Origin of the sequence: Kribbella solani (genome assembly GCF_014205295.1) — a bacterium.
Lineage (GTDB): Bacteria > Actinomycetota > Actinomycetes > Propionibacteriales > Kribbellaceae > Kribbella > Kribbella solani.
In genome coordinates this window covers 924,864-949,228 of the sequence record NZ_JACHNF010000001.1, presented here as the reverse complement: position 1 = coordinate 949,228, position 24,365 = coordinate 924,864, and the positions used below count along the sequence as shown (strand labels likewise).

At 68.7% G+C, this 24,365-nt stretch carries 23 protein-coding genes; 11 read left to right on the top strand and 12 right to left on the bottom strand.

Annotated features, from left to right (window positions below; all coding sequences use genetic code 11):
• Window positions 1–27 precede the first annotated feature (27 nt).
• Entirely contained in the window at window positions 28–1,125 is a 1,098-nt protein-coding gene (locus tag HDA44_RS04120) for a LacI family DNA-binding transcriptional regulator (RefSeq protein WP_184831459.1), read from the bottom strand.
• A gap of 43 nt (window positions 1,126–1,168) precedes the next feature.
• Between HDA44_RS04120 and HDA44_RS04115 the strand changes: the two genes are divergently transcribed.
• The 8 genes from HDA44_RS04115 to HDA44_RS04080 all read left to right on the top strand — a co-directional run bounded on the left by HDA44_RS04115 (window position 1,169) and on the right by HDA44_RS04080 (window position 8,747).
• The gene (locus HDA44_RS04115; protein WP_202887162.1) at window positions 1,169–1,525 is read left to right on the top strand and encodes a cupin domain-containing protein; all 357 of its coding nucleotides are present in this window, start codon (window positions 1,169–1,171) and stop codon (window positions 1,523–1,525) included.
• Between the two features lie 63 nt (window positions 1,526–1,588).
• A complete protein-coding gene (locus HDA44_RS04110) occupies window positions 1,589–2,242 on the top strand; it encodes a response regulator (protein ID WP_184831458.1) in 654 nt (217 codons plus the stop codon).
• A complete protein-coding gene (locus HDA44_RS04105) occupies window positions 2,233–3,495 on the top strand; it encodes a sensor histidine kinase (protein WP_184831457.1) in 1,263 nt (420 codons plus the stop codon). The genes HDA44_RS04110 and HDA44_RS04105 overlap by 10 nt, the downstream gene beginning before the upstream one ends.
• A gap of 51 nt (window positions 3,496–3,546) precedes the next feature.
• The gene (locus tag HDA44_RS04100; protein WP_184831456.1) at window positions 3,547–4,803 is read left to right on the top strand and encodes a COG4705 family protein; all 1,257 of its coding nucleotides are present in this window, start codon (window positions 3,547–3,549) and stop codon (window positions 4,801–4,803) included.
• A gap of 91 nt (window positions 4,804–4,894) precedes the next feature.
• Window positions 4,895–5,824 carry an ABC transporter ATP-binding protein gene (locus HDA44_RS04095; RefSeq protein ID WP_184831455.1) on the top strand — a complete coding sequence of 310 codons (930 nt, stop codon included), beginning with the start codon at window positions 4,895–4,897 and terminating at the stop codon, window positions 5,822–5,824.
• Complete coding sequence (locus HDA44_RS04090) at window positions 5,821–6,666, top strand: ABC transporter permease (protein WP_184831454.1); 846 nt, start codon at window positions 5,821–5,823, stop codon at window positions 6,664–6,666. The genes HDA44_RS04095 and HDA44_RS04090 overlap by 4 nt, the downstream gene beginning before the upstream one ends.
• Before the next feature lie 73 nt (window positions 6,667–6,739).
• Window positions 6,740–8,026, top strand: coding sequence for a histidine kinase (locus tag HDA44_RS38400; RefSeq protein WP_202887160.1), 1,287 nt, complete (start codon window positions 6,740–6,742; stop codon window positions 8,024–8,026).
• 40 nt (window positions 8,027–8,066) lie between these two features.
• Window positions 8,067–8,747 carry a response regulator gene (locus HDA44_RS04080; RefSeq protein WP_184831451.1) on the top strand — a complete coding sequence of 227 codons (681 nt, stop codon included), beginning with the start codon at window positions 8,067–8,069 and terminating at the stop codon, window positions 8,745–8,747.
• 117 nt (window positions 8,748–8,864) lie between these two features.
• Here the strand turns inward: HDA44_RS04080 and HDA44_RS04075 are convergent, their stop codons facing one another.
• The 6 genes from HDA44_RS04075 to HDA44_RS04050 form a co-directional block, all read right to left on the bottom strand.
• Entirely contained in the window at window positions 8,865–9,692 is an 828-nt protein-coding gene (locus HDA44_RS04075) for an undecaprenyl-diphosphate phosphatase (protein ID WP_184842842.1), read from the bottom strand.
• Window positions 9,693–9,947: 255 nt separating this feature from the next.
• Complete coding sequence (locus HDA44_RS04070; RefSeq protein ID WP_184831449.1) at window positions 9,948–10,247, bottom strand: PadR family transcriptional regulator; 300 nt, start codon at window positions 10,245–10,247, stop codon at window positions 9,948–9,950.
• A 50-nt stretch (window positions 10,248–10,297) separates the two neighbouring features.
• The gene (locus tag HDA44_RS04065; protein WP_184831447.1) at window positions 10,298–11,203 is read right to left on the bottom strand and encodes a decaprenyl-phosphate phosphoribosyltransferase; all 906 of its coding nucleotides are present in this window, start codon (window positions 11,201–11,203) and stop codon (window positions 10,298–10,300) included.
• Complete coding sequence (locus HDA44_RS04060; protein ID WP_184831445.1) at window positions 11,200–12,330, bottom strand: phosphodiester glycosidase family protein; 1,131 nt, start codon at window positions 12,328–12,330, stop codon at window positions 11,200–11,202. The genes HDA44_RS04065 and HDA44_RS04060 overlap by 4 nt, the downstream gene beginning before the upstream one ends.
• On the bottom strand, window positions 12,327–13,034 hold the full coding sequence (locus tag HDA44_RS04055; protein WP_184831444.1) for an SDR family NAD(P)-dependent oxidoreductase: 708 nt from the start codon (window positions 13,032–13,034) through the stop codon (window positions 12,327–12,329). The genes HDA44_RS04060 and HDA44_RS04055 overlap by 4 nt, the downstream gene beginning before the upstream one ends.
• Complete coding sequence (locus HDA44_RS04050; protein WP_184831443.1) at window positions 13,031–14,404, bottom strand: FAD-binding oxidoreductase; 1,374 nt, start codon at window positions 14,402–14,404, stop codon at window positions 13,031–13,033. Before HDA44_RS04050 ends, HDA44_RS04055 begins: the two co-directional genes overlap by 4 nt.
• A gap of 152 nt (window positions 14,405–14,556) precedes the next feature.
• Between HDA44_RS04050 and HDA44_RS04045 the strand changes: the two genes are divergently transcribed.
• From HDA44_RS04045 to HDA44_RS04035, 3 genes are all read left to right on the top strand, one after another.
• Entirely contained in the window at window positions 14,557–15,909 is a 1,353-nt protein-coding gene (locus HDA44_RS04045; RefSeq protein WP_184831442.1) for a sensor histidine kinase, read from the top strand.
• Between the two features lie 78 nt (window positions 15,910–15,987).
• A complete protein-coding gene (locus tag HDA44_RS04040) occupies window positions 15,988–16,665 on the top strand; it encodes a response regulator transcription factor (RefSeq protein WP_184831441.1) in 678 nt (225 codons plus the stop codon).
• Window positions 16,666–16,741: 76 nt separating this feature from the next.
• On the top strand, window positions 16,742–17,845 hold the full coding sequence (locus HDA44_RS04035; protein ID WP_184831440.1) for an erythromycin esterase family protein: 1,104 nt from the start codon (window positions 16,742–16,744) through the stop codon (window positions 17,843–17,845).
• A gap of 9 nt (window positions 17,846–17,854) precedes the next feature.
• Here HDA44_RS04035 and HDA44_RS04030 read toward each other — a convergent pair whose 3' ends face one another.
• From HDA44_RS04030 to HDA44_RS04010, 5 genes are all read right to left on the bottom strand, one after another.
• A complete protein-coding gene (locus HDA44_RS04030) occupies window positions 17,855–18,493 on the bottom strand; it encodes a VOC family protein (RefSeq protein ID WP_184831438.1) in 639 nt (212 codons plus the stop codon).
• A 31-nt stretch (window positions 18,494–18,524) separates the two neighbouring features.
• Window positions 18,525–19,967, bottom strand: a complete 1,443-nt coding sequence (locus tag HDA44_RS04025; RefSeq protein ID WP_184831436.1) for a GntT/GntP/DsdX family permease — start codon at window positions 19,965–19,967, stop codon at window positions 18,525–18,527.
• A 223-nt stretch (window positions 19,968–20,190) separates the two neighbouring features.
• Window positions 20,191–21,414 carry an IS30 family transposase gene (locus tag HDA44_RS04020; RefSeq protein WP_184830367.1) on the bottom strand — a complete coding sequence of 408 codons (1,224 nt, stop codon included), beginning with the start codon at window positions 21,412–21,414 and terminating at the stop codon, window positions 20,191–20,193.
• Window positions 21,415–21,503: 89 nt separating this feature from the next.
• A complete protein-coding gene (locus HDA44_RS36940; protein ID WP_238352356.1) occupies window positions 21,504–23,063 on the bottom strand; it encodes a serine/threonine-protein kinase in 1,560 nt (519 codons plus the stop codon).
• Between the two features lie 62 nt (window positions 23,064–23,125).
• Complete coding sequence (locus HDA44_RS04010; RefSeq protein ID WP_337905621.1) at window positions 23,126–24,352, bottom strand: glycosyltransferase 87 family protein; 1,227 nt, start codon at window positions 24,350–24,352, stop codon at window positions 23,126–23,128.
• Between the last annotated feature and the right edge of the window lie 13 nt (window positions 24,353–24,365).

Genomic DNA, 24,365 nt, shown 5'->3' with positions numbered 1-24,365 from the left:
TCGCGTAGGCGGAGGGTGGTGGCGGGATCAGGTGGGGGTGGGGTGTGCGGTGCCGGTCGTTTCGCGTAGGCGGAGGGTGGTTTTCAGTTGTTGTTGGCGCGGTGGTGCCGAGCGGTCTGTGAGCTGCGCGAGGAGATGCTCGGCGGCGCGCCGCCCCTTCTCCTCATGCGGCTGCGCGACGGTCGTGAGGTACGGCTCGACCCGCGCGGCCGGAATGTCGTCGAACCCGGCCACCGACAAGTCCTCCGGCACGGACAGGCCGGCCTTCGCCGCGGCTCGCAGCGCGCCGAACGCGAGCTGGTCGGTCATCGCCAGCACCGCCGTCGGCCGCTGCTTGCTCCGCAACAGCGCGGCGGTCGCCTGGTACCCGTTCGCCTCCGAGTTCTCCCGCGTTTCCACCACCGGAACCGTCGACCAGTTGATCCCGGCGTCCTCAGCCGCGGTCCGGTACCCGCGCAGCCGGGCCGCCGTGGTCGCGAACGTGATTGCCTGCTGCCGCGCCACCGTGACCCGGCCGCCGCGCCGCTCCCGGTCGATCTCGGTCGACAGCACCGCGAGCCGGCGATGGCCGAGCCCGATCAGGTGCTGGGCGATCGCGCGGCACCCGGCCTCGTCGTCGACACCGATCCACGGCAGCGTACTGATCCGTGGCTGGTCCACCACGACCAAGGGCATCCGCCGATCGGCCGCGGCGGCCAGTACCGGGTCGTCGTCGGCGACCGAGTACACGATCAGGCCGTCGATCATCGACCGGCCGACCGCGGTCGCCGCGGCGTCGGCGGCGGACGTACTCGGAATCAGCACCAGCTCCTGGCCGTTCTCCTCGCAGACCCGGCTGACGCCCTGCAGGAACAGCACCGCGCCGGGATCGGAGAACGCGAACGACAGCCGATCCGTGTACATCACGCCCACCGACGCCGGCCGGCCGAGCCGGAGGCTGCGCGCCGCCGCGTCCGGACTGCTCAGCCCGAGCCGGGCCGCCTCGGCCAGCACGCGCTCCCGCAGCGCCTCCGACAACTGGTCCGGCCGGCTGAACGCGTTCGAGACCGTGGTGATCGAAACGCCCAGCGACTCGGCCACCAGCTTCAACGTGGCCCGGCGCTGCGGCTGTCCCGGCGATGACATAACTTGAACCTTACAGCAGCGACAGACAAGGACTTTGCACGTCATGACCCTGGATGAGAGTGAGCCAACGGCGCGAATCCTGACCGACGGACGCCGGGGTGAGGACGCGCCGGAGAGCGGTGCCTGGTGGACGCTGGCCGAATCGGGCCGCCAACTGGACGCGAATCTCGTCCACCTGCCACCCGGCCGCCACGTCGGCGAACACGTCGAGCCAGATCTGGACGTCCTCCTGGTGGTGGTCGAAGGCAGCGGCACGATCGGCGAACCGGTCTCGACGGGCAGCCTGGTCTGGCTCCCGCACGGCTCCCGCCGGGAGCTCACCGCCGGCCCGGACGGCTTGTCGTACCTGACCGTGCATCGGCGCCGCCCCGGGATGCAGATCAAGCGCCGCCCCGACTGAACGACACCGAGCCACCCCTGACCCAGACTGATCCACACCGGCCTACCCGGTACGGTGCAGGGTGTGGCCAGGGTTGCGGTGTGCGAGGACGATCGTGCGTTGCGCGGTGTACTGCGGCGGGCTCTGGAAGGTGACGGGCACACGGTGACCGCCGCCGCGTCCGGTGCCGAGTTGCTCGGCCGGCTCGAGCCCGCGCCGCATGTGGTGATCCTGGACATCGGGTTGCCGGACGCCGATGGGCGAGATGTCTGTCTCGCGCTACGGGCACATGGCGTGGATGCGCCGGTGCTGATGCTGACGGCGCTCGGTGGCGTGCATCACAAGGTGAGCGGGTTCGAGGCCGGCGCCGACGACTACCTGACCAAGCCGTTCGACATCCCGGAGTTGCTGGTCCGGATTCGGGCGCTGCTGCGCCGGACGACCGTCGCGGTAACGGTTGACGAGGTCGTGCTCGACCCGACCAGTCACGAAGTACGCCGCGGCGAGACCGGCGAGCCGTTGACGCCGACCGAGTTCCGGCTGCTCGGCCGGCTGATCTCGGTCCCCGGCGAGGTCGTCCGCCGGCATGCGCTGGTCGCCGCCGGCTGGCCGCACGGGGCGTACGTCAGCGAGAACACCCTCGATTCGTACCTGCGGCGGCTCCGCGTGAAACTCGATCGCCTCGGCGTCGCGGACCGGGTCGCGACCGTACGCGGAGTCGGGTACCGATGGGACTGACCGGGTTCCGCGCCCGGATCGTCTCGCTCGCCGTACTGACCGCGACGCTGGTCGTCGCCGTACTGGTCGTCCTCAGTCATGTGCTGCTGACCCGGGCCACCGAGGCGGACACCCGGACGCTCGCCCGCACCCGCGCCGAGGCGGTCGCGGCCACCGTGGAAGTTGCCGACGGCAAGATTCGCAGCGTCGAAGGCACCGGTGACGCGTTCGACACCGTCACCTGGGTGTACGCGGACGGCCGCCTGCTCGACGGCGTTCTGCACTCCGCGACCGCGACCACCGTCGAGCGCCTCGGCCAGTCGACCCGCGCCGACTTCGTCACGGTCGACCACTTCCTGCTGTACGCCGAACCCGTCCCGGTGCCGGGCCATCAGGTCACCGCGGTCGTGATGGTCGACCTGACGCCGTACGAGAGCTCCGAGCAGCGCAGTCTGGTCATGTCGCTGATCCTGGGCGCGCTCGCGATCGTGCTCGCGGGCGGTGTCGCGTACCTGGTGGTGAGCCGGGCGCTGCGGGTCGTCCGCCGGATGTCCACGCTCGCCGACGAATGGGGTGACCACGATCCGGACCGCCGGTTCGGGACCGGTCCGCCGCGGGACGAGTTCGGTCAACTGGCGCAGACGTTCGACCGGCTGCTCGACCGGGTATCGGACACGATCGCCGACGAGCGCAGGCTCACCGACGAGATCGCGCACGAACTGCGTACGCCCATGTCCGTCCTGCGCGGCGAGGCCCAGCTCGCGGAACTGGCCGGTACGCAGGTCGATCCGCAGCTCGTACTGACCGAAACCGATCGGCTCAGTGCCGCCGTGAGCACGATCCTCGACGCGGCCCGCTCGCGTACGCGGCACGAAGCGAGCTGCCGGCTGACGACCGTCCTGGACAAGATCCTCGCCGGACGTGATCAGCGCGTGCGGCTCGACGCTCCGGCTGAGCTCGACCTCGCCGTACCGGCAGACGTCGCCGCCGCCGTACTGGCGCCGCTGGTCGACAACGCCACCCGGCACGCACGGTCAACCGTCACCCTCCGCGCCGAGGTGGCCGGCGATCGCGCGGTCGTTCATGTCATCGACGACGGTCCAGGGTTCCAGCCGGACGAACTCGACAAGGTGTTCGCGCCCGGTCACAGCGGCTCGGACGGGCATGGCCTCGGCCTCGCCGTCGTGCGCCGGATCGCCACCGCGACGGGGATCGGCGTCCAGGCGGTGGCCGACGGCAACGGTCACGTGGAAGTAAGCTTCCCGGTCAGGTAGTTCACCAGCTGATCAGGTTGTGTGCAGGTACGACGCGCAAGCCTGGCCCGCATGACAACAGATACCGCGTCCCGTACGGCCGCTCCACGGGTACTGCTCAACAAAGTGCCCGAGGTCACTGTCTGGTTCTGGCTGATCAAGATCCTCTGCACGACCGTGGGAGAGAGTTTCGCCGACTGGATCAACATGCAGCTCGGCGTCGGACTCCTCGCCACCGCGGTCATCTTCACCGTGGTGTTCGCCGCGGTCCTCACCTGGCAGATCCGTACCAACCGCTACCGCCCGGCCGCGTACTGGCTGACCGTCGTGGTCGTCAGCGTCACCGGCACGCTGTACACCGACATCCTCACCGACCAGCTCGGCGTGCCACTGTGGATCAGCACGTCGGTGTTCACCGTCGCGCTGGCGGTCGTGTTCGGCATCTGGTGGACCCGCGAACGTACGCTGTCCATCCACAGCATCGTCACCCGGCCGCGGGAAGCGTTCTACTGGCTGGCCGTCCTGGTCACCTTCGCGCTCGGTACCGCGGCCGGCGACTGGACCCTCGAACTCACCGGCTGGAGCCCGGGCGTCTCGGTGCTGCTGCCGCTCGCGCTGATCGCGATCATCGTCAGCTGCTGGCGTTTCGGCGCGAACCCGGTGCTGGCATTCTGGCTGGCGTACATCCTGACCCGTCCGCTCGGCGCGAACCTCGGCGACTGGCTGGCGTCCCCGAAGGTTCCGGACCAGGGCCTCGGCCTCGGTACGCTCGTCACCAGCATCATCTTCCTCGGCGCGATCCTGGCCACCGTCGTGTACTTGACCGTGACGAAGTCCGATGTGATCGAAGGGCACGAGCACCGCGACCGGGCGGCCAAGTACCACCAGCGGTCGCGCGAATGGCCGATGGTCGGCGTGATGGCCGCATCGGCGATCGCGGCGGGCATCCTGCTCAACTGGGCGTCCGCTCAGCCGCACGCGAACGCCGCCGCGGAGAACGAGGGCCCGAACCCGGCCGAGGCGAACGTACACCTCACCTCGCAGCAGGCCACGTCGCACTTCCCCAAGGCGGAGGTGGCCCGGTTCCGTACGCTCGTCACCGGGATGAACACGGACGTGGCCAAGAACGATCAGGCCGCGTTGAACACCAAGGTGAACGCGTACGAGAAGGCCTGGGACGACGACGAGGAGAAGCTCAAGCCGCTCGATCAGAAGGCGTGGACGTACATCGACAGCCAGAACGACGGCCTGTTCAGCTCGGTCCGTGAGACCAAGGACCCGGCCGCCGAGAAGAAGGCGGTCGCGATCCTGCTGAAGACGTTCGGCTGATCCGTGGAGTAGTACCGCGGTACCATCACCGGCCCGAAGATGGGGCCGCGGTACTACTGTTCCGGGCGGTCGTGGTTCCTAGGTTGGGATCATGATCGAGGCGAAACAGCTGACCAAGAAGTACGGCGAGACGACGGCGGTGGACGGACTCGAGTTCACCGTCCGGCCGGGCGCCGTGACCGGGTTCCTCGGACCGAACGGCGCCGGCAAGTCGACGACGATGCGGCTGGTCGTCGGACTCGACGCGCCGACGACCGGGTCCGTCACCGTGAACGGCAAGCACTACAAGGAGCATTCCGCTCCCCTGCAGGAAGTCGGCGCGCTGCTGGAAGCGAAGGCCGCGCATCCGGGACGGTCCGCGTACAACCATCTGCTCGCGCAGGCGCAGACCCACGGCATCCCGAAGCGCCGGGTCGACGAAGTGATCGAGCTGACCGGTCTGCAGTCGGTCGCGAAGAAGCGGTCCGGCCAGTTCTCGCTCGGGATGGGACAGCGCCTCGGTATCGCCACCGCGCTGCTCGGCGACCCGGCGACGATCATGCTGGACGAACCGGTGAACGGGCTGGACCCCGAAGGCGTGCTGTGGATTCGCAACCTGCTCACCCGGCTGGCCGAGGAAGGGCGGACCGTGTTCGTCTCGTCGCACCTGATGAGCGAGATGGCACTGGTCGCCAACCGGCTGATCATCGTCGGCCGCGGCCGGCTGCTGGCCGACACCACCGTCGACGAGCTGGTCCGGGAAGCCGGTGGCGACACCGTGCGCGTATCCACCGCCGACGCCGCCAAGCTCAGGGACGCGCTGGCCGGGCCTGGCGTCGAGATCCTCGGGCACGCGGGCTCCGAGGAGCTGGAGGTCAACGGCCTGTCGGCACGCGCCGTCGGCGCCACGGCGGCCGAACACGGCATCGCGCTGTACGAGCTGACCACCAAGAAAGTCTCGCTGGAGAAGGCGTTCATGGACCTGACCCGCGACGAGGTCGTGTACCACGGCAGCACCGAACTCAAGGAGCGTGCGGCATGACCGCGACCACCTCTCCCCCGGCGAAACACGCTCCCAACGCCGGCACGAAACCACGCTACCGGGTCACCACCGCACACGTACTCCGTTCGGAGTCGACCAAGTTGTGGTCGTTGCGATCGACCTGGATCACGCTCGGTCTCGGCCTGCTCTTCTTGGTTGCCTTCGGCATCATCGCCGCATTGCGGTACCGCTCGAGCGTCACGTCCGGCCGCCAGCTCGACCCGGATTTCGCCGCCGCGACGACGCTGAGCCTCTCGCTGTTCGGCGTACCCCTGTCGCAGCTCGCGCTGGGCGTACTGGGTGTGCTCGTGATCGGTGGTGAGTACTCGACCGGCGCGATCCGCTCGACGCTGGCCGCCGTACCACGCCGGCTGCCGGTGCTCTGGTCGAAAGCCGCCGTGTACGGCGTGGTCGCGCTGGTGATCGCGTTCGTCGGAGTGTTCATCAGCTTCTTCGTCGACAGCGGGATTCTGCACTCCACCCGCGCGGCACTGACGATCTCCGACTCCGGCGTCCTGCGGAGCCTGCTCGGCGCGGTGCTCTACCTGGCGCTGATCGGGGTCATCGGGGTCGCGCTCGGTACGCTGATCCGGTCCGTCGCCGGGGCGATCTCGGCGCTGGTCGGCGCGCTGATGCTGGTACCCGGACTGATCTCGCTGCTGCCTAAGTCCTGGGGCAACGCGATCCAGCCGTACCTGCCGAGCGAGGCCGGGCAGTCGATGTACGTACTGCATCACGATCCTCACACGCTGTCAGCAGGACCTGGTTTCGTCGTCTTCATCGCCTGGACCGTGCTGGCGCTCGCGGCCGCGGCCTGGCGACTCGCCCGGAGCGACGCCTGACCGCGGTCTCGGCGGCCGGTGGTGACGGCATGGTGTTGACGGCATGGTGTTGACGGCCGGTCACAATGGAAGCGTGGGTACGGTGACCGGCGAGAACCTGCAGTCCGTCGCTGATCCGGATCCGTTGTGGCGGCACCCCTGGGTGATCCGCCTCGGCCGGATCGGCGGACGGCTGCGTCGCGCCGACCGCGCCCGCCCGTGGGCGCTCGACACCCTCGTGGTCATTGGCGCGTTCCTGCTGTTCTGCGTACCGGACCTGATCCGCCACGACGCACCCCGCGAGATCAACGGGGTGTTTGTCCAGCTGCCGATGCTGGCCGTTGTCGGGTTCCAGCTCGGCCTGATCCTGCCGCTGCTGCTCCGGCGGCGCGCACCGATGGTTGCCTTCGTCCTCACCGCGACCGTGTTCGCGGTGCAGTGGGCGTTGCAGGTGTTCCTGCGCGCGGATGTCGCGTTGCTGATCGCCTTGTACAGCCTGACGTTGCACAGTTCGCTACGTCGGTTGCTCTGGGCATGCACCATCACGGTCGCGGTGCTGACGCTGGCCGTCGTACGACTCGGCTCGGTCACGTCCGTACCCGAGGTGGCGTTCTTCCTGGTCTGTGCGACCACGGCCGCGATCGCGCTCGGGCTGGTGGTGCGGATCAGACGCTCGCAGCTGGCCGGGTTGCGGGATCGCGCCGCCCGGTTGGAGATCGAGCGGGATCAGCGCAGCATGCTCGCGGTCGCCGGTGAGCGGGCCCGGGTCGCGCGCGAAATGCATGACATTCTCGGGCACAACCTGTCGGTCATCATCCGGCTCGCCGACGGCGGTGCGTACGCGGCGCACGTGAACCCGCATCGATCCGCGCAGGCGCTGACGCTGATCGGCGAGACCGGTCGTGAGGCGCTGAACGATCTGCGGCGTACGCTCGGCGCGCTCCGCGACGAGGCCGCCGTAGCGGAGCTGACTCCACAGCCGGGGATCGCGGACGTCGATGCACTGTGCGAGCGGATTCGGGCGGCGGGTCCGCAGGTCACGTACCGGACGGTGGGGGAACTGCCGGCGGATCGTGGGTTGCAGCTGGCGACGTACCGGATCGTTCAGGAGGCGTTGACGAACGCGCTGAAGCACGCCGGTCCGGAGACGGCGGCCAAGGTTTCGCTGGAGGTCGTGCGGGATCGGCTGCGAATCCGGGTCGAGGACAGCGGCCCGTCGGCCGGCTTCCTGCCCGTACCCGATTCCGCTGCCGGCCAAGGCCTGATCGGCATCCGCGAACGGGCCGCCCTGTACGGCGGAGTAGTCCACTCAGGCCCCACCCCAGCCGGCGGCTGGACAGTGGAAACCGCCCTACAACTAACCCCGGAGCGAACCCCATGAAGAACTTCCCTCCTCTTCTGAGCTTGGGTCGGGAGGTTGCGTGACCAGTGTTTTGATTGTTGATGATCAGCCGTTGCATCGGCTGGGGCTTCGGATTTTGCTGGAGTCGGTGCCGGAGACGCAGGTCGCGGGTGAGGCGGGGACCGGGTCGGAAGCGGTCCGCCGGACGGCCGAGCTGCGGCCGGACGTGGTGCTGATGGACATCCGGATGCCCGGCATGGACGGGATCGAGGCGACCCGGCAGATCGTGGCCAGCGGCAACCGTTCCCGGGTGCTGGTACTGACCACGTTCGACCTGGACGAGTACGCGCACGCCGCCCTGCGGGCCGGGGCCAGCGGCTTTCTCCTGAAGGACGCGCGACCGGAGGAACTCCTCGGCGGCATCCGCGCGGTCGCGGCCGGCGACGCGATCATCGCACCCGGTCTGACCCGGCGGCTGCTGGACGCGTACGCGGGCCAGCTCCCCCGCACCGCCCCGGACGGCCGCTCGCCCGACGACGCGAAGGTACGCCTGCTGACCGACCGCGAACGCGAGATCCTGATCGCGATCGCCACCGGCTGGACCAACCCGGAGATCGCCGAGCGCCTGCACCTGTCCGAGTCGACGGTGAAGACCCACGTCGGCCGCGTCCTCGCCAAAATCGGCGCCCGCGACCGCATCCAGGCAGTCATCTACGCCTACGACATCGGCCTGGCCTCCCCCAACCCACGCCTTCCCTGAGGGGAAACGTCGGCAGTTCGACAGGAGGTGTCCGGCCGGCAGGCCCCGGTGCAGGCGGGCGGGTGCCAGAAGACAGGGGGCAGTGGACCTATACGTACTGTCGAGCTGCCGAAGAGGCTAGGTCGCGGCGATGGTGCCGGCGGTCAGGAGGACCAGGAGGACAGTGCCGAGCAGGACCCGGTAGAGGGCGAAGACCTCGATCGAGTGTTTGGCGACGAAGCGCAGCAGCCAGGCGACGGAGGCGTACGCGACGCCGAAGCTGACCAGCGTGCCGATGATCAGCGGCGCGGCGCCGACGTCGCCGTGCAGTGCGTCCTTCAGCTCGTACACCCCGGCTCCGAGCAGTGCCGGGATGCCCAGCAGGAAGGCGATCCGGGTCGCGGCGACCCGGTCCAGACCGCGGAACAGGCCGGCCGAGATCGTCGCGCCCGAGCGCGAGACACCGGGGATCAGCGCCAGGCACTGCACCAGACCCATCACCACCGAGTCGCGCATGGTGATCCGGGTCAGCGGGCGTTCCTTCGTACTGAACCGCTCCGCCGCGACCATCACGAACGACCAGGCGATCAGCGACCCCGCCACCCACCACAGGCTGCGCAGCGGTCCGGAGATCAGGTCCTTGGCCAGGAAACCGATGATTCCGATCGGCAACGAGCCGGCGATCACGTACCAGCCCATGTGGTAGTCGAACTCGGTCCGGTGTTCGGCGTTCGCCAGCCCGCGGACCCAGGCGACCACGATCCGCCGGATGTCGCCCCAGAAGAACAGCACCACGGCCGCGATCGCGCCGACCTGGATCACCGCCGTGTACCCGGTGATGGACGGATCGTCGATCGGCAGCCCGAGCAGCTTCGACACGATGGTCAGGTGGCCGGTGCTGGACACCGGCAGAAACTCGGTAAGTCCTTCGACGACGCCGAGGACGATCGAGTCCCAGATGCTCATCATGTGCTTCGACTGCTCCTTGGTTCAGTGGGGTTCAGTGGTTCGGCGTTCTGCGGCCAGCCGCGACGGTACCGGCCCCGCACTGAGGACGGACCGAGAGGGTTTAGTACGCATCGCGTAGTACGCGCCGTGCACTATGCGAGCATGAGGATGCGCCGGGTTCGAGACCAGCTTCGGCCAGGTCCGGCCCCCAACGCTCCCGGAACGGCTGTGGATAGAGACTGATCAGGAGCCGGGTAACGCGGCGCCGCGCGGTCACGTCAGCCGGATTCCGAGGTTGCGCAGGCCCGTGGTCGCCACCCGGGCCATCGCGCGCAGTTCCTGTTCGAGGACCTCGCGGCCGGCCGGGGTGAGCTGCACCGGCCGCCGCCGGCCTTGCTCTTCCAGCGTCTCGATCAGGCCCTTCGCCTCCAGCCGGGACAGCGCGCCGTACAGACTGCCAGCGCCCAGCCGCGCGCCGGTGAGCTCCTCGATCGCGTTGTTGATCGCGTACCCGTGCTTCGGGCCGTCGGCCAGCGCCGAGAGCACCAGCGTCTGGGAATCGTTCGCCTGCATCGCGCCTCCTCGGCGCCACACTACTACGTGATGCGTACCACCGGGCCGGATCACGCGCAGTACAGGCCGATGCCGAGCATGGCTGCCCAGGTGATGCCCGCGACGAGCAGGACACGGTCGCGGAAGATCTCGTGTTCCGGCTCCTCGCCCCGGCCGGTGGAGACGAGCAGCGCGTACCGCAGCAGCCCGGTGAAGAAGGGCAGGAACGAAACCGCGAGCAGTTCGCGGTACACGTCGTGACCCAGATACTGGAACGCCCACATGCCGTACGACAGCGCCGTACCGAGCAGGGAGATCGTCAGCACCTGGTCCAGCCAAGACATCGGATACGCGGCGAGCACCGGACGACTGGCCGCGTTCCCGATCTTCGTACGCTCCGCCTTGCGTTTGCCCGTGACCAGGAACATTGCCCCGAACAACGAAACCAGCAGGAACCAGTGCGAGATCGGCAACCCGGTGGCGGTCGCGCCGGCGGCGGCCCGGAGTACGAAGCCGAGCGCGACCAGGATCAGGTCCACCACGGCGACGTGTTTCAGCCCGAGGACGTACAGCAGCTGCGCGGTCAGGTACGCGATCGCCAGACCGAAGGTCGCGGTACCGAGCGTGCTGACGATCGCGATTCCGACCAGCGCGGCGGTCACGCCGTACGCGGCCGCCAGCGTCGGACTGATCGCGCCGGACGCGACCGGACGTTCTTGTTTGCGCGGGTGCCGCCGGTCGTCGGGCGCGTCCCGGATGTCGTTGAACGCGTAGATCGCGATCGCGAGGAACATGAACCCGATCGCGGCGATCGCCGCCTCGAGCACATCGGTCGGCGACTCGAGCGCCCCGGCCGCGGCGGGTGCCGCAAAGACCATCAGCGCTTTGTGCCATTGCTGTGGACGGCTCAGCCGGAGCAGCGCGCGGGCCGTCGACTCGCGGCGCGCGACAGGTAGCGGGGTATGCAGATCAGTCATTTGGCGGTCGCATAGAAGAAGTCACGCTGGTCCTCGACCAGGTAACGGTTGGCCGGTGGATTCATCGAGTTCAGCAGCTTCCGGGGCGTGACCGTCCCGTTCGGGCCGGGTTGCTCGATGTTGAAGCTCACGATCGCCGCGTGGATGTCCAGCTCCAGGCCCTGCACGATCCCGGCCTGGTGCATCGCGGTCGCCAGGCTGGCCAGCGTGAGCTTGTTCCCGGCCACGTAGATCAAGTTGCCGTGGGCATCGGTCCCGAGACCGGACCGCCAGGTGTACTGGAACTGGCTGCGGGTCGATCCCCAGCGCGCGTCCCGGTTCGCGGCCAGACCGTCGACGATCCGCCCGTCGATGATCAGCTGGTCCAGGTTCTGCCGGACCGCGACCACGTCCGGCGTCATCCGGACGGTCCCGTTCCAGGTACCGATCTGGGCCGATCCGTCGCGGTGGATGACCACCGAGGCGCGGCCGTCGACCAGCGGGACGGCGTTGGACCAGGTGGTCCACCAGCCGCCGTGCGAGTCGTGCATCTTGAACCCCGCGTTGAAGGTCGCCACCAGCGCGGGACGATCGGCGGCGGGCACGTCGTACCCGTTCTTGGAGGGCATTCCGACGACCGGTTCGCGCGTACCCGGCATCAGGGTCAGGCGGTAGCTGTCGCGCGGCAGCAGCGCGGCGGCGGCCGAGACCGGGAGGTGGCCGGGATCGGGACGGAACCAAGTTGTCCACAGCAACGGTTTTCCTGCTGCCGACTGCCGCGCGACCGCCCAGGTACCTTCTTGCGGCAGCGGTTTCACTCCCGGCAGGAGCTGGACGGTCGGCAGACCCGAGGCGGCCGTGGGTTCCGGAGCGTGTTGTTTCGCGTTCGGGGCGGTCGCGGTGACATCGCTCGGTACGCCGGTGGCCGGCGGCTGCTGGTGGGAGTACTTCCAGGTCTCGATCGCGTCGATGATCGAGCCGCCGCCGTGGTCGCGGAACCACTCGACGGTACGGACCGAGAAACTCGCGTTGCCCGGGTAGAGCAGCGCCTGCACGTATGAAACCGCTGGCACGACCAGTAACGCTGCGATCACCAGCGCGATCCAGCGCTTCTTGATGCGCCGCTTCTTCGTCCGGTTCGCCTTCATCGGTACGCCACCGGAAGCAGCCTGCGCGGCAGGAGATTGAGAGCCCGGACCACCAGCCCCATCGCCCGCGGTACCCATACCACCGTCTGCTGGTTCTCGACCGCCCGCACGACCCGCTTGGCGACCAGTTCGGGCGTCGTGGCCAGCGGTGGTTTCGCCAGCTCGGCGGTCATCCGGGTGCTGACGAAGCCGGGCCGGACGACAAGTACACGGACGCCGGTCTCGGCCGCCTGCCGGGCGAGCAGCACCGCCGTCGAGTCGGCCAGTTGCTTGCCCAGTGAGTACGCGGCGATCGACTGCCGGGGGCGTACGGCTGCCGCCGACGACAGGAACACGATCTGTTCGGGCTTGCGCTGGACCAATGCCCGCAGCAACAAAGCCACGCCCAGCCCGTTCACCATCAGCCCCTCGCCGAAGGTTGCCGATGACATCGATCCGACCGCGACCACGGCGAGTTGCAGCGGGTCCCCGGCGCAGGCCTGCTTCAGCATGTCGTCGAGCTCCGCGCTGCCGAGCGCCGCGTCGTACTGCGTCGTGGCCACCGCGTACCCGGCGTCGCGGAGCTTCTCCGCGTTCCACCACAGCTCGCCACTCGGGCGCCCGGCCAGGATGACGCGGCGCGGCGCCGGTCCGATCAGCGCATGCAGTACGGCCATGCCGATCTCGGACGATCCGCCGACCAGCAACACCGCTCCGGACGTCATGACAGCAGCCCCAACCGCTCGGCGAGGGCGGAACTCCAGCGCCGATCCGGGTCCAGCCGGTTCTGGGTCCGGCGCCACTCCGGCAGGTCCGGGTACATCTTCGGGATCAGCTCCCGATCCGTGACCGTGTCCTTCGCCAGGTACACCCGGCCGCCGGCGTCCGCGACCATCGCGTCGACGGGCCGAAGCGAGTCGAGGTGCGGCAGCCAGCGCGCCGGAAGATCCACTGCCAAGGTCCAGCCGGGGATCGGGAACGACAGCGGCCCGGCCGTACCGGAGCCGAAATTCTTCAACGTGGCAAGGGCCGGCGTCATCCCGTGCTCGGTCAGGAAGACCAGCACGTCCCGGATCGTCTCGGCGGCAGGAGGCGGAACCGCGAACTGGTACTGCACCAGTCCCATCCGCCCGAACGCCGCCGGCCACGACTCCGCGCGATCCAGCGGGCACAACGCCGTACGCAACGGAACGAGCTGGGAGTTCGACGATCTGCTGAACCGCCAGCGCGCCGCCGATGCCGCCGCGATGGTCGCGGCCGAGACCAGGCCCGGACCTGGCAACGACCGGCGCGGACGATTCCCCGGCACCCGATTCTCCGGGTACGGCGCGACCGCACCGGGAAGATCGAGCGTCCCCGCCGGGTAGTACTCGTCGACCACGCCGCGCCCGAGACTCCCGCCCTTTCCGTGCGCGTCCAGCCAGGCCACCGCGTACCGATCGGGGTCGAGCTCCTGCCGTACGGCGAGCGCCTGCATCGCGGCCAGCGTCTCATCGAGTGAACGAGTCCGCTGCCGGTTGCGGATCATCCAGCCGGTGTCCGCGCGCTGCAGCTGGATCGCCGCGCGGAGGATCACGCCGGTCAGGCCCATCCCGCCGACGGTTGCCCAGTACGCGTCGGCGTCCTGCGCCGCGGACAGTTGAGTGATCGTCCCATCCGAACGCAGCAAGGCGATCCAGAGTACGTACGCGCCGAACGCCCCGGCGCCGGGATGGTTCTTCCCGTGGACGTCGCTGGCGATCGCGCCGCCGACGGTGATCCGCTCCGTGCCGGGCACCACCGGGAGCCGCCAGCCGAGTGGCAGCGTTTGGTCGATCAGGTCCTTGAGCAGCGCGCCGGCCTCGACCACGAGTACGCCGTTGCCCTCGTCGAAGGAGATGATGTGGTCCCGCGACGTCATGTCCAGCACGATCCCGTCGCTGGGCAGCGCCGCGTCGCCATAGCTCTTGCCGGCCCCTCGAACGGTGATCCGCGGCTCGCTCAGCACCACGTCGACCAGTCCCCCGTCGACCGTCGGCCGCCGGACCCGAGAGGTCCGGTGGACCGTCCGGCCCCAGCCGGACAGCGCAAGCGTGCTGGGTTCTTCGAGGGTCATGAGGCCGACGCTAGGGAGCACGCACTGAGAGCGTGCTGAGTCAGCCAACCGGAGTCCCGGGTCTCAGGAGTCACTCAGCGACCGACCGCGACACTGGCCCGGACCACACCCTCTAAGGAGTGCTCCACTTGGCCGGTAAAGCGAGCTCGAGGTTGCGTCGCGCCAGCGTACGGAGCCGATCGACCGCGGCCGCCGTCGTGGTGGTCGCGATCGCGATGGCGCTCGGCGCCGCCGTGCTGCTCGTACTGTTGCAGCGCGCCTTGATCGCCACGGTCTCCGACGCCGCGGACGGCCGCGCCGCCACCCAGGTGAGTACGCAAGGGGTGAACGAACTCGGTCTGGCCAAGACCACTCGGACCAGCCAAATCGTTCAGGTGCTGGACCGATCGGGCTATGTCGTTGCCGCGTCGTCGGCGCGGGCGGACAGCCGGGCGCTGACCGGATTGCGGCCGCTTCCGGGCGCGGTCAATCGCGCCGAAGTGGGCGAGATGCCCTTGTTCGACGACGATCACGACTACCTGATCGTGGCGCGCGGCGTCGCGTACGGCGGGCAGGACTATGTCGTCGTGGTCGCATCGTCCGTGGGCACGCAGCGTTCGACGGTCTCGACGGTGACGCAGTACCTGACTCTCGGCTTTCCGGTCCTGCTACTGATCGTCGGCGTCGCGAGTTGGCTGCTTGCCGGGCAGGCGCTGCGGCCGGTCGAACGGATTCGGCAACGGGTACAGGGCATCGAGTCCAGCGACCTGACCGAACGGGTGCCGGTGCCACGGACCGACGACGAGATCGCCCGGCTGGCCACGACGATGAACGAAATGCTCGACAGACTGCAGACCGGGCAGGCGAATCAGCGCCGGTTCGTTGCCGACGCGAGTCACGAACTGCGATCACCACTCGCGACCGTCGCCGCGGGACTCGACGTGATCCAGCCGGCCGCTCAAGGTCAGTCCTGGCAGGATCTGCATCAACTGATGACCGGTGAGGCCGAGCGGATGCGGCGGCTGGTCGAGAACATGTTGCTGCTGGCCAAGGCCGATGACGCCGCCCTGCCGATGCAGCGGGCCGAGGTGGACCTGGACGATCTGGTCGACACCGAGGTACTGCGGCTGCGCGAACGTAATCACAGCGCGATCGCCGTACTCACCGACGTACACCCGGTGCGCGTGCTCGGCGATCCGCTGCGGCTGAGTCAGGTGATCCGGAACCTCACGGAGAATGCGGTGCTCGCGGCGCACAGTACGGTCCGGTTGAGCACCGCGTGGCAGGACGGGACCGCGGTGCTGCTGGTCGAGGACGACGGCGACGGGATCCCCGAAGGCGAGCAGCAGCGGGTGTTCGAACGGTTCGTCCGGCTGGACGCGAGCCGGGCCAGGTCGAGTGGCGGCTCCGGTTTGGGGCTGTCGATCGTGCAGGAAATCATCAAGGCGCACCACGGTACGGTCACCCTGAGCGCGCCCGACGGCGGCGCCGGTACCCTCGCGACGGTCACGCTCCCGCTGCGCTGAGAACCGCCCGGATTACAGTCTTTTGTCGATCTCGGCATACTCAGGTTGCTCTCAGCGAACTGCGCCGACACTGAAATCATGCGGGTACTGATGGTGGAGGACGAGGTCCCCCTGGCCGAGACCGTCCGGCACGGTCTGACCGAGGACGGCTTCGTGGTCGAGGTGGTGCACAACGGCGAGGACGCGGTCTGGGCCGCGACCGAACACGCGTACGACGTCATCGTGCTCGACATCATGTTGCCGAAACTCAACGGCTACAAGGTGCTCGAACAGATCCGCGAACGCGGAGTCTGGACACCGGTACTGATGCTGACCGCGAAGGACGGCGAGTACGACCAGACCGACGCCTTCGACCTCGGCGCCGACGACTACCTGACCAAACCGTTCAGCTTCCTGATCCTGGTGGCCCGCCTGCACGCGCTGATCCGGCGCGGCGCCCCCGAACGCCCGGTCGTGATGAGCGCCGGTGACCTGATCCTCGACCCGGTCCGCCGCCGGGTCGAACGCGCCGGCAAGGAAGTCACGCTGACCCGGCGCGAGTACGGCCTGCTCGCGTACCTGATGCGGCACCGCGGCGAGACCGTCAGCAAGGGCGAGATCCTGGAGAACGTCTGGGACCCCGCCTTCGACGGCGACCCGAACGTGGTCGAGGTGTACATCCGCTACCTGCGGCTGAAACTGGACGCCCCGTACGAGCGGCACGCGATCGAAACCGTCCGCGGCCTCGGCTACCGCATCGACCCGGCCGGCGGCTGAGCCCGCCCAGTCACCCGCCGCGGGAAGCCGTCGTTCAAAAGCATCAACAGGCAGTTCAACGATACGGTTGATGCGTATGACGCGATCAATTGACGAGTTCCGGAATTCGGCGACGCGGGTGTTCGGAGTCGGCGAGCCGACTCACCAGGAGCCCGAATTCGGTGCCGTACGCAACAAGTTGTTCGGCGAGCTGGCCGGGGACGGTTTCGGCTCGATCACCCTGGAGACCGATCGGGTCCGGGCGATGGCCGTCGACGACTACGTCCGGTACGGCGTGGGTACGCTCGACACCGCGCTCAGCACCGGCTTCTCGCACGGCCTCGGCGAGCTCGAACCGAACCGGCAGCTCGTCGCCTGGATGCACGACCACAACCAGGACCGGCCCGAGGACGCGCGGCTGGCGTTCCACGGGTTCGACACGCCGACCGAGATGATGAGCGCGCCCAGCCCGCTCGCGTACCTCGAACACGTCCGTGACTATCTCGGCGTCGAGCTCGACCTGGCCTCCGCCGCGGGCGCCGACGACCGCTGGAGCCGGACCGAGGCAATCCTCGATCCGGCTGCTTCTCCTGGTATGACAGCGGACGCTCAGGTACTCCGCGCGTACGCCGACGATCTGCACGTCCAGCTCCTCGCCCGCGCTCCCGAGCTGGTCGCGGTCACGTCGCGCACCGCTTGGACGCGCGCCCGCACCAACCTCACCGCGGCCGTGGGCCTGCTGCGCTACCACCGGCAGTCCGCCGAGCAGCTCGATCAGGCCACGCGTACGTCGCGGATGCTCGGGGTTCGCGATGCACTGATGGCCGAGAACCTGCTCGACATCAGCACTGCCGCGCCGACCCTGCTCTTCGCCCACAACCGCCACCTGCAAAGGAATCCGAGCACCTGGCGACTCGCGGAAATGGAGCTCAGCTGGTCCTGCGCCGGGTCGATCGTCAGCGCCCTGCTCGGCCCGGGGTACACGTTCATCGCCGGCAGTCTCGGTGCCAGCGGCGCGCTCGGTCTGGCGGAGCCGCCGGCCGGAACGTACGAGAGCATGCTCCGCCCGGGTCTCGTCCGCGCCGACGAGGTAACCGCCGGAACGACGCGGACCGACCTCACCCCGGAGCAGGGCTACTTCCCGCTCGATCAGGCGACGGTCGCGGGCGCCGACGCCGTGCTGCACCTCAGTACACCCTGATTGAAGCTTTCAGCGCATCAAGTAGGTGCCGGCCGGGCCGGCGACCGTCGCTTCGAGGGTCGTCTTGCCCGGCTCGATCAGCAGGCTGATGCCGAGCGCCGCCAGGACGCCGGCGACCTCGGCCGGCCGCGGGTGCGTCGCGCGGAAGTCCAGTAGCTCGACCGTCGGGAGGCCCGATTCCGCTGGATGGCGCGTCGTTCCCCAGTCGAGCAGGAACGGCACCAGGCCGTCGTACGGTGCCGGTTCGGCCGCCGCGATCCGCCACTTCAGGGCTTTTCCGGCGGGCGTGACTCGACCGACCGTACGGATCGGGCCGAGGTCCACGCCCTCGGCCGCGGCGGCCCGGACGGCGGCCTCGAGCGAAGGCGGCCGGACCGACCACGTCAGCAACCGGGAGCCGCGCACCGCGCCCATCCCGAACGGGAGCTTCGCGGCCGGCATCGGGTTGTCCGCGTCCGGTCCGGCGATCTCCAGGTACGCCAGCGGGCCGAGCGCGACGAGATAGTTCCGTGTCCCGAACTGCTCGTGCCGGCCGCCCTCGACCGGCCGGATTCCGGTCGCCGCGGTGAAGTCCGAAACGGTCTGCTCCAGATCGCGCGTGGCCAGCACCAGGTGGTCCAGCAGTGGCTCAACCAACGCGCTCGCCATGACCCGAGATTACAGCCCGGACCAGACCCGATCAGAGGAAGGTGGACAACAGCAACGTCATCCCCAGACCCATCACCGAGATGACGGTTTCCATCACCGACCAGGTTTTGATGGTCTCGCCAACGGTCATCCCGAAGTACTCCTTGACCAGCCAGAACCCGGCATCGTTGACATGGGAGAAGAACAACGAACCGGCACCGATCGCCAGCACTACCAGCGCCAGGTGGGTAGCGCTCTCACCACCCGCGAGCGGCGCGACGATCCCCGCCGCCGTCACCGTCGCGACCGTCGCCGAACCGGTCGCCAGCCGGATCAGTACGGCCACGATCCAGCCGAGCAGCAGCGCGGACAGATTGGCCGCGATGGCGATCTTCGCGATCGCGGTACCGGTCCCGCCGTCGACCAGTACCTGTTTGAAACCACCGCCCGCGCCGACGATCATCATCACGCCCGCGATCGGCAACAGGCTGGCGCCGATCTTCTTGCTCAGGACGGGAATGCCGAAGCCGACCGCCGTACCGAACGTGTACATCGCGAGCAGCACGGCGAGCAGCAGCGCGACCACCGGATCACCGATGAACTGCAGCACCGGGTACAGCGCGGCGTGCTTGCTCATCCACACATCCGACGCGGCCTTGATCAGCATCAGCACCACCGGGCTGAGGACGGTGACCAGAGTCATGGTGAAGCTCGGCGTACGGGTGCGCTTCGGCTGATCGGAATCGGTTTCGTGATCGGATTCCTGCTCGGCGCCGCCGCTGACCTGCAGCGCGGCACCCGACGCCCCGATCGTCACCCACTTCGCGGCCAGCCGGCCGAACAGCGGACCGGCCACGACCACGGTCGGGATCGCCACCAGCAGACCGAGCGCGAGCGTGATGCCGACGTTGCCGTTCAGTACGCCGATCGCGGCCAGCGGGCCGGGGTGCGGCGGGACGAATCCATGCAGTACCGACAGGCCCGCGAGGGCCGGGATGCCGAGCAGCATCGCCCGGGCGCCGGTCCGCCGGACGGCAAGCACGACGACCGGGATCAGCAGCACCAGCCCGATCTCGAAGAACATCGGGATGCCGATGATGAAGGCGATCAGCGCCATCTTCCACGGCAGCGCACCGGCCTTGCCGCGCAGCAGCGTGTCCACGACCTGATCCGCACCGCCGGAGTCCGCGAGCAGTTTCCCGATCATCGCGCCGAGAGCAATCAGTACACCGACATACCCGAGTACGCTGCCGACGCCGTTCTCGTACGACTTGGTGATGTCACCGGCCGCGATCCCGGACGCCGGCCCGACGAACAGCGAGCCGATCGTCAGCGCCAGGAACGCGTGGATCTTCAGCGCCACGATCAGCGCGACGATGATCCCGATCCCGATCACCGCGACCACCAGCACCCGGGTGTCGTGCCCGCTCCACGGCGCATGAATATCCGCGTCCGCCACCAGCGGTACCGCGCCGAGCGTGTAGGCGAAACCCATCACTTCACCGCTCCCCGGGCGCCACTAGACCCAGACCGCCGAAGACGCCCTACTCGGCAGTCTCCCACCGATCTCATCCACGTCCTGTAGCCACAAGATCGCGGAGTGTCGCCGTCTTTCCGTATTCGGTGGAGGAGACTGCGAGCCAAGAGACCGGTTAACCACGCAGTTTGCCCCTTCGTCCCCCGCCTGCGTGGGGTGAAGGGGGGCGGGGTCCAGTGGTCTAAGCAACGAGTAGTTCGGCCAGTGCTTGGGCTGGGGTTTTGAGGTTGAGTGTAGGGCGGGGTCGTTGGTTGAGGGTGGTGGCGATCTGGTCGAGGCTGGCGGCGGTGTGGGTGGACAGGTCTGTGCCTTTGGTGAGCCAGAACCGCAGGAGCCGGTTGGTGTTCTCGTTGGTGCCGCGTTGCCAGGGGGAGTGGGGGTCGCAGAAGTAGACAGGCATGTTCAGATCGAGCTGGATGCGCCGGTAGGCGGCTAGTTCGCGTCCGCGGTCCCAGGTCAGGGAGCGGCGCAGGTGGTCGGGCAGGGTGCGCATCTGGGTGATCATGGTCTCGGCCACGGTGTCGGCGTCGTGCTGGCCGGGCAGGTGCAGCAAGATGGTGAACCGGGTGGTGCGCTCGACCAGTGTGCCGACCGCGGAGCGGTTGCCGGTGCCGATGATCAGGTCGCCTTCCCAATGTCCGGGCACGGCACGGTCGGTGGCCTCGGCGGGGCGTTGACTGATCGTGAACGCTTCCCGGTACGGGTTTCGGGCCTGGCGATGGTCGCCGCCGCGGGGTTTGCGGGCCGTGCGGCGCAGGCTCAACTGCCGGTGCAGGTCTTGTCGCAGCTGGCCGCGGGTCTGCACATACAGCGCTTGGTAGATGGTTTCGTGCGACACACGAGCCATCCTCTCCTGCGCGCTGTCGCCGGGGTGATCACGGCGCAGTACTGCCGCGATCAGGCCCGGGGACCAGCCGGTGTCCATCCAGCCGGTGATCCGGGCGCACAGCCCCGGATCGGCGGCCAGCTTGAACTCCTTGGGCCGGCGCCGCCGCTCATGAGCGGCACGGTGAGCCACCGGCGCCCAATAGGACCCGTCCCGGCCGCGATTGCGGGCCACCTCACGCCAGATCACCGACTTGTCCCGCCCGATCGCCTCACCGATCCCGGCATACGACAACCCCTGCCGTAACAGCACAGCGATCACCGCCCGGTCCTCACTGGTCAACGGCCGCCGAGCTCGCGTCCCCGCGACCCCACCCGGGACTGCTGCTGGCACGCTGCCCGGCAACCCACCAGCTCTGTTCTGCCGCAACGATGGCTCCACAAGCCCCGATGTTCGCCACCACAACGAACCCGTATCCCACGACACGCCGACCGCCGACGCCGCTGACTGCACCGACCACCCACCACCCACCAGCGCGAAAAACTCATCCCGCACTCCGTACGGATACCTCATCGGCATACACAACACCTTCCATCAGGCGTTGCTTCGACCACTGGACCCCGCCGGGCAACCGTGGAGGTTAACCACCTAAATGGCGGGGGTGGGGGTTAGGGGGTTGGGGTCTTTGTTGGTGGCGGGGTGTCGGGGGGTGATGGGGTTTTGGGGGTGCTGGGGGGTGTTGTGGATGGGGTTTGAGTGGGGGTGGGTGTGGGGGTTGGGGTGGGGGTCTCGGTTGGTTTCGTGGGGGCGGTGGTTGGGGTGGTGGAGGGTGAGGTGGTGGGGGTTGTCGTCGGCGTAGTGGAGGGGGTGGTGCTTGGCTTTGTCGGGGCGGTGGTGGGAGTGGTCTCGGTCGTGCGGGTGGGGTCTGTGGTTCGGGTGGTGCGGGTTGGGTCGGCGGATGGCTGGGGGGTCGGCGTGTCGACGGTGGTGCTGGGGGTTTGGCCGACGTCGCCGGTTGCCGGGAGGTCGTCGGACTTGCGCAGGGCGATTCCCGCTACGACCGAACCTGCAAGCACCAGCACGGCCAGGGCGGCGACGAGAAGCGGCTTCTTCGCGCGGCGGGCGAGGGTCGCTCCCGCACTCGGCTTTCCGGCCGCAGCGCCGGCGCGACCGTCGGCACCAGCACCAGCACCAGCGCCCGCGGCACCCGTACGTGCACCTGCACCACCTGTGCCCGTAGCACCTGCACCTGTACCTGCGGCACCTGCACCCGCAGCCGTGTACGCGGCGGCGCTCGCGCCTGCGCCTGCGGCGACCGCACCCGCTACGCCTGCAGCGCCGGCGGCTGTTGTTGCGGCGGCTGTGTCGGGGCGGGTTGGGTCGGAGGCCGCGGCGATTGGGGTGTTGGCGGTTGGGGTGGGGAACGAGCCGGCCGATGGGGAGAGGGTGGCCAGCTTGGCGGCGGTGGGGCGGGCTTCGGGGGACTTGGCGAGCATCTGGAGAAGGATGGGCTCGAACGGGCCCGCCAGCTCGGGGCGGAGCTGGCTGGGTGGGACGGGCGTGGCGTCCACGTGCTGGTAGAGCACCGCCGTCGGGTGGTCGCCGGTGAACGGTGGGCGGCCGGCGACCAGCTGGTAAAGGACGCAGCCCAGCGCGTACACGTCTGACTCCGGCCCGGCCTGCAGGCCCCTGGCGCGCTCGGGCGACAGGTAGTGCGGGGTGCCGAGGATCTGGCCGGTGACCGTCAGGTCGTTGGTTTCGGCGCCTTGTATTTGCGCGATGCCGAAGTCCGCGACCTTGACCCGGCCGTCCGCGCTGACCATCAGGTTGCTGGGCTTGATGTCGCGGTGGACGACGTTCTCCGCGTGCGCCACGGCGAGCCCGGCAGCGGCTTGCTGGACGATCTCGATCGCGCGCGCCCAGGGCAGCGGGCCGTCCTCGGTCAGCTCGGTGGCGACCGAGCGGCCTTCGACCAGTTCCATCACCAGGTAGAACTTGTCGTTCTCCTGGCCGAAGTCGTACACGCCGACGATGTGCTGGTCGCTCAGCCGGGCGGCGGCACGGGCCTCGCGCTGGAACCGTTCGGCCGCGGCGGTGTCCGCGCCGGACTTGAGCATGAGTTTGACCGCGACTTCACGGCCGAGCAGTTCGTCCGTGGCGCGGTAGACCTCTCCCATGCCGCCGCGTCCCAAGGACACGCCCAGCCGGTACCGCCGTGCAATCAGCATCCATCCCCCGTACTCATGGCAATCCGCAGGCAATCCGCAGGTCCGGATGCCAAAGAGCAAGGTTACTCGGTGTACAAGCTGTGATTCGACGCGCGCCTGCCGTCACCACGTCCGGTACCGGAAATGGTCTTCGGCACCTCGGCGTTCGCGAGCCGGTCGCGGCGTACGCCGAACCAGAGGAACACCGCGGCGCCGAGGCCGAGCCAGATGTAGCTGTTGCCCGGAATCTGCTGCCAGAAGTTCCAGTCGTACTCGTGATCGCCGCTGTACGGCGGCCACCAAATCGGGGCGAGCGCGAACGCGGCGTACCAGGCGGCACCCACGATCACCCGCCGGCGGCCGTGCACGGCGGAGACGAGCGCGATGCCCATCGGCAGCATCCAGACCCAATGGTGGCTCCACGAAACAGGTGAGCAGAGCAGACTGATCAGCCCGGTGACGGAAACCGCCGCGAGCCGTTGACCGGCCAGCCAGAGCGTACGTGCCAGGTACAGGCCCGCGAGGCCGGTCAGGACGGCGACGGCGAGCCAGATCGGGCCGCCGCCGGCCGGGTCACCGGTGAGCCGGACCAGGAAACCGTTCCAGGACTGATTTCCGGTGTACGCGAGCGCGCCGATCCTGCCCGTGTCGGTGATCAGACTGGTCCAGTACCGCCAGGACGTGTCCGGCGTGATCAGGAATCCGAGCGCGACCGTTCCGGCGAACGCGGCCGATGCCCGCGCGAACATTTTGTACTGCTTGGTGACCAGCAGAAAACCGAGGAACACCAGTGGCGTCAGTTTGATTCCGGCCGCGATTCCGATCCCGATGCCGCGACCGCGGTGCTTGAGATCCAGCGCGTCGTACAGAATCAGCGCGCACAGGATCAGATTGATCTGCCCGTACGACAAGGTTTCGCGCACCGGCTCGAGCAGAATGGACGCGGCGAAGAGCGCGAGCAGGACGGCAAACTTGGGCCGTACCGGGAACGAACGCAGGCCGATCGCCCAAATCATCGCCAACGCGACCAGGGACACCGCGATCGACGCCCCGTACGTGACTGCCCACGGCAACAGCGCGGCCGGAATCATCACTACCGCGGCGAAGACCGGATAGGTGAACGGCAGCGAAATCCCGACCGGGTGTACGTCGTAAAGGTGCAGCGGATCTTGCAGCAGCGCCAAACCACCGACCCGGTAGACCTTCAGGTCCGCGCCGGTGTGATCCCAGCCGAACGGCAACAACACCCCGAGGGCGACCAGAACCACGGCCGCCATCGCCCACTGACGACCACTCCCACCCTTCAGCACCGCCCGATGATGC

What these genes read in the sequence shown, in the direction of transcription:
- HDA44_RS04120 (WP_184831459.1), bottom strand. Translation starts at nt 1,125, where the DNA reads ATGTCATCGCCGGGACAGCCGCAGCGCCGGGCCACGTTGAAGCTGGTG.
- HDA44_RS04115 (WP_202887162.1), top strand. Translation starts at nt 1,169, where the DNA reads ATGACCCTGGATGAGAGTGAGCCAACGGCGCGAATCCTGACCGACGGA.
- HDA44_RS04105 (WP_184831457.1), top strand. Translation starts at nt 2,233, where the DNA reads ATGGGACTGACCGGGTTCCGCGCCCGGATCGTCTCGCTCGCCGTACTG.
- HDA44_RS04100 (WP_184831456.1), top strand. Translation starts at nt 3,547, where the DNA reads ATGACAACAGATACCGCGTCCCGTACGGCCGCTCCACGGGTACTGCTC.
- HDA44_RS04095 (WP_184831455.1), top strand. Translation starts at nt 4,895, where the DNA reads ATGATCGAGGCGAAACAGCTGACCAAGAAGTACGGCGAGACGACGGCG.
- HDA44_RS04090 (WP_184831454.1), top strand. Translation starts at nt 5,821, where the DNA reads ATGACCGCGACCACCTCTCCCCCGGCGAAACACGCTCCCAACGCCGGC.
- HDA44_RS04075 (WP_184842842.1), bottom strand. Translation starts at nt 9,692, where the DNA reads ATGAGCATCTGGGACTCGATCGTCCTCGGCGTCGTCGAAGGACTTACC.
- HDA44_RS04070 (WP_184831449.1), bottom strand. Translation starts at nt 10,247, where the DNA reads ATGCAGGCGAACGATTCCCAGACGCTGGTGCTCTCGGCGCTGGCCGAC.
- HDA44_RS04065 (WP_184831447.1), bottom strand. Translation starts at nt 11,203, where the DNA reads ATGACTGATCTGCATACCCCGCTACCTGTCGCGCGCCGCGAGTCGACG.
- HDA44_RS04060 (WP_184831445.1), bottom strand. Translation starts at nt 12,330, where the DNA reads ATGAAGGCGAACCGGACGAAGAAGCGGCGCATCAAGAAGCGCTGGATC.
- HDA44_RS04055 (WP_184831444.1), bottom strand. Translation starts at nt 13,034, where the DNA reads ATGACGTCCGGAGCGGTGTTGCTGGTCGGCGGATCGTCCGAGATCGGC.
- HDA44_RS04050 (WP_184831443.1), bottom strand. Translation starts at nt 14,404, where the DNA reads ATGACCCTCGAAGAACCCAGCACGCTTGCGCTGTCCGGCTGGGGCCGG.
- HDA44_RS04040 (WP_184831441.1), top strand. Translation starts at nt 15,988, where the DNA reads ATGCGGGTACTGATGGTGGAGGACGAGGTCCCCCTGGCCGAGACCGTC.
- HDA44_RS04035 (WP_184831440.1), top strand. Translation starts at nt 16,742, where the DNA reads ATGACGCGATCAATTGACGAGTTCCGGAATTCGGCGACGCGGGTGTTC.
- HDA44_RS04030 (WP_184831438.1), bottom strand. Translation starts at nt 18,493, where the DNA reads ATGGCGAGCGCGTTGGTTGAGCCACTGCTGGACCACCTGGTGCTGGCC.
- HDA44_RS04025 (WP_184831436.1), bottom strand. Translation starts at nt 19,967, where the DNA reads ATGGGTTTCGCCTACACGCTCGGCGCGGTACCGCTGGTGGCGGACGCG.
- HDA44_RS04020 (WP_184830367.1), bottom strand. Translation starts at nt 21,414, where the DNA reads ATGCCGATGAGGTATCCGTACGGAGTGCGGGATGAGTTTTTCGCGCTG.
- HDA44_RS36940 (WP_238352356.1), bottom strand. Translation starts at nt 23,063, where the DNA reads ATGCTGATTGCACGGCGGTACCGGCTGGGCGTGTCCTTGGGACGCGGC.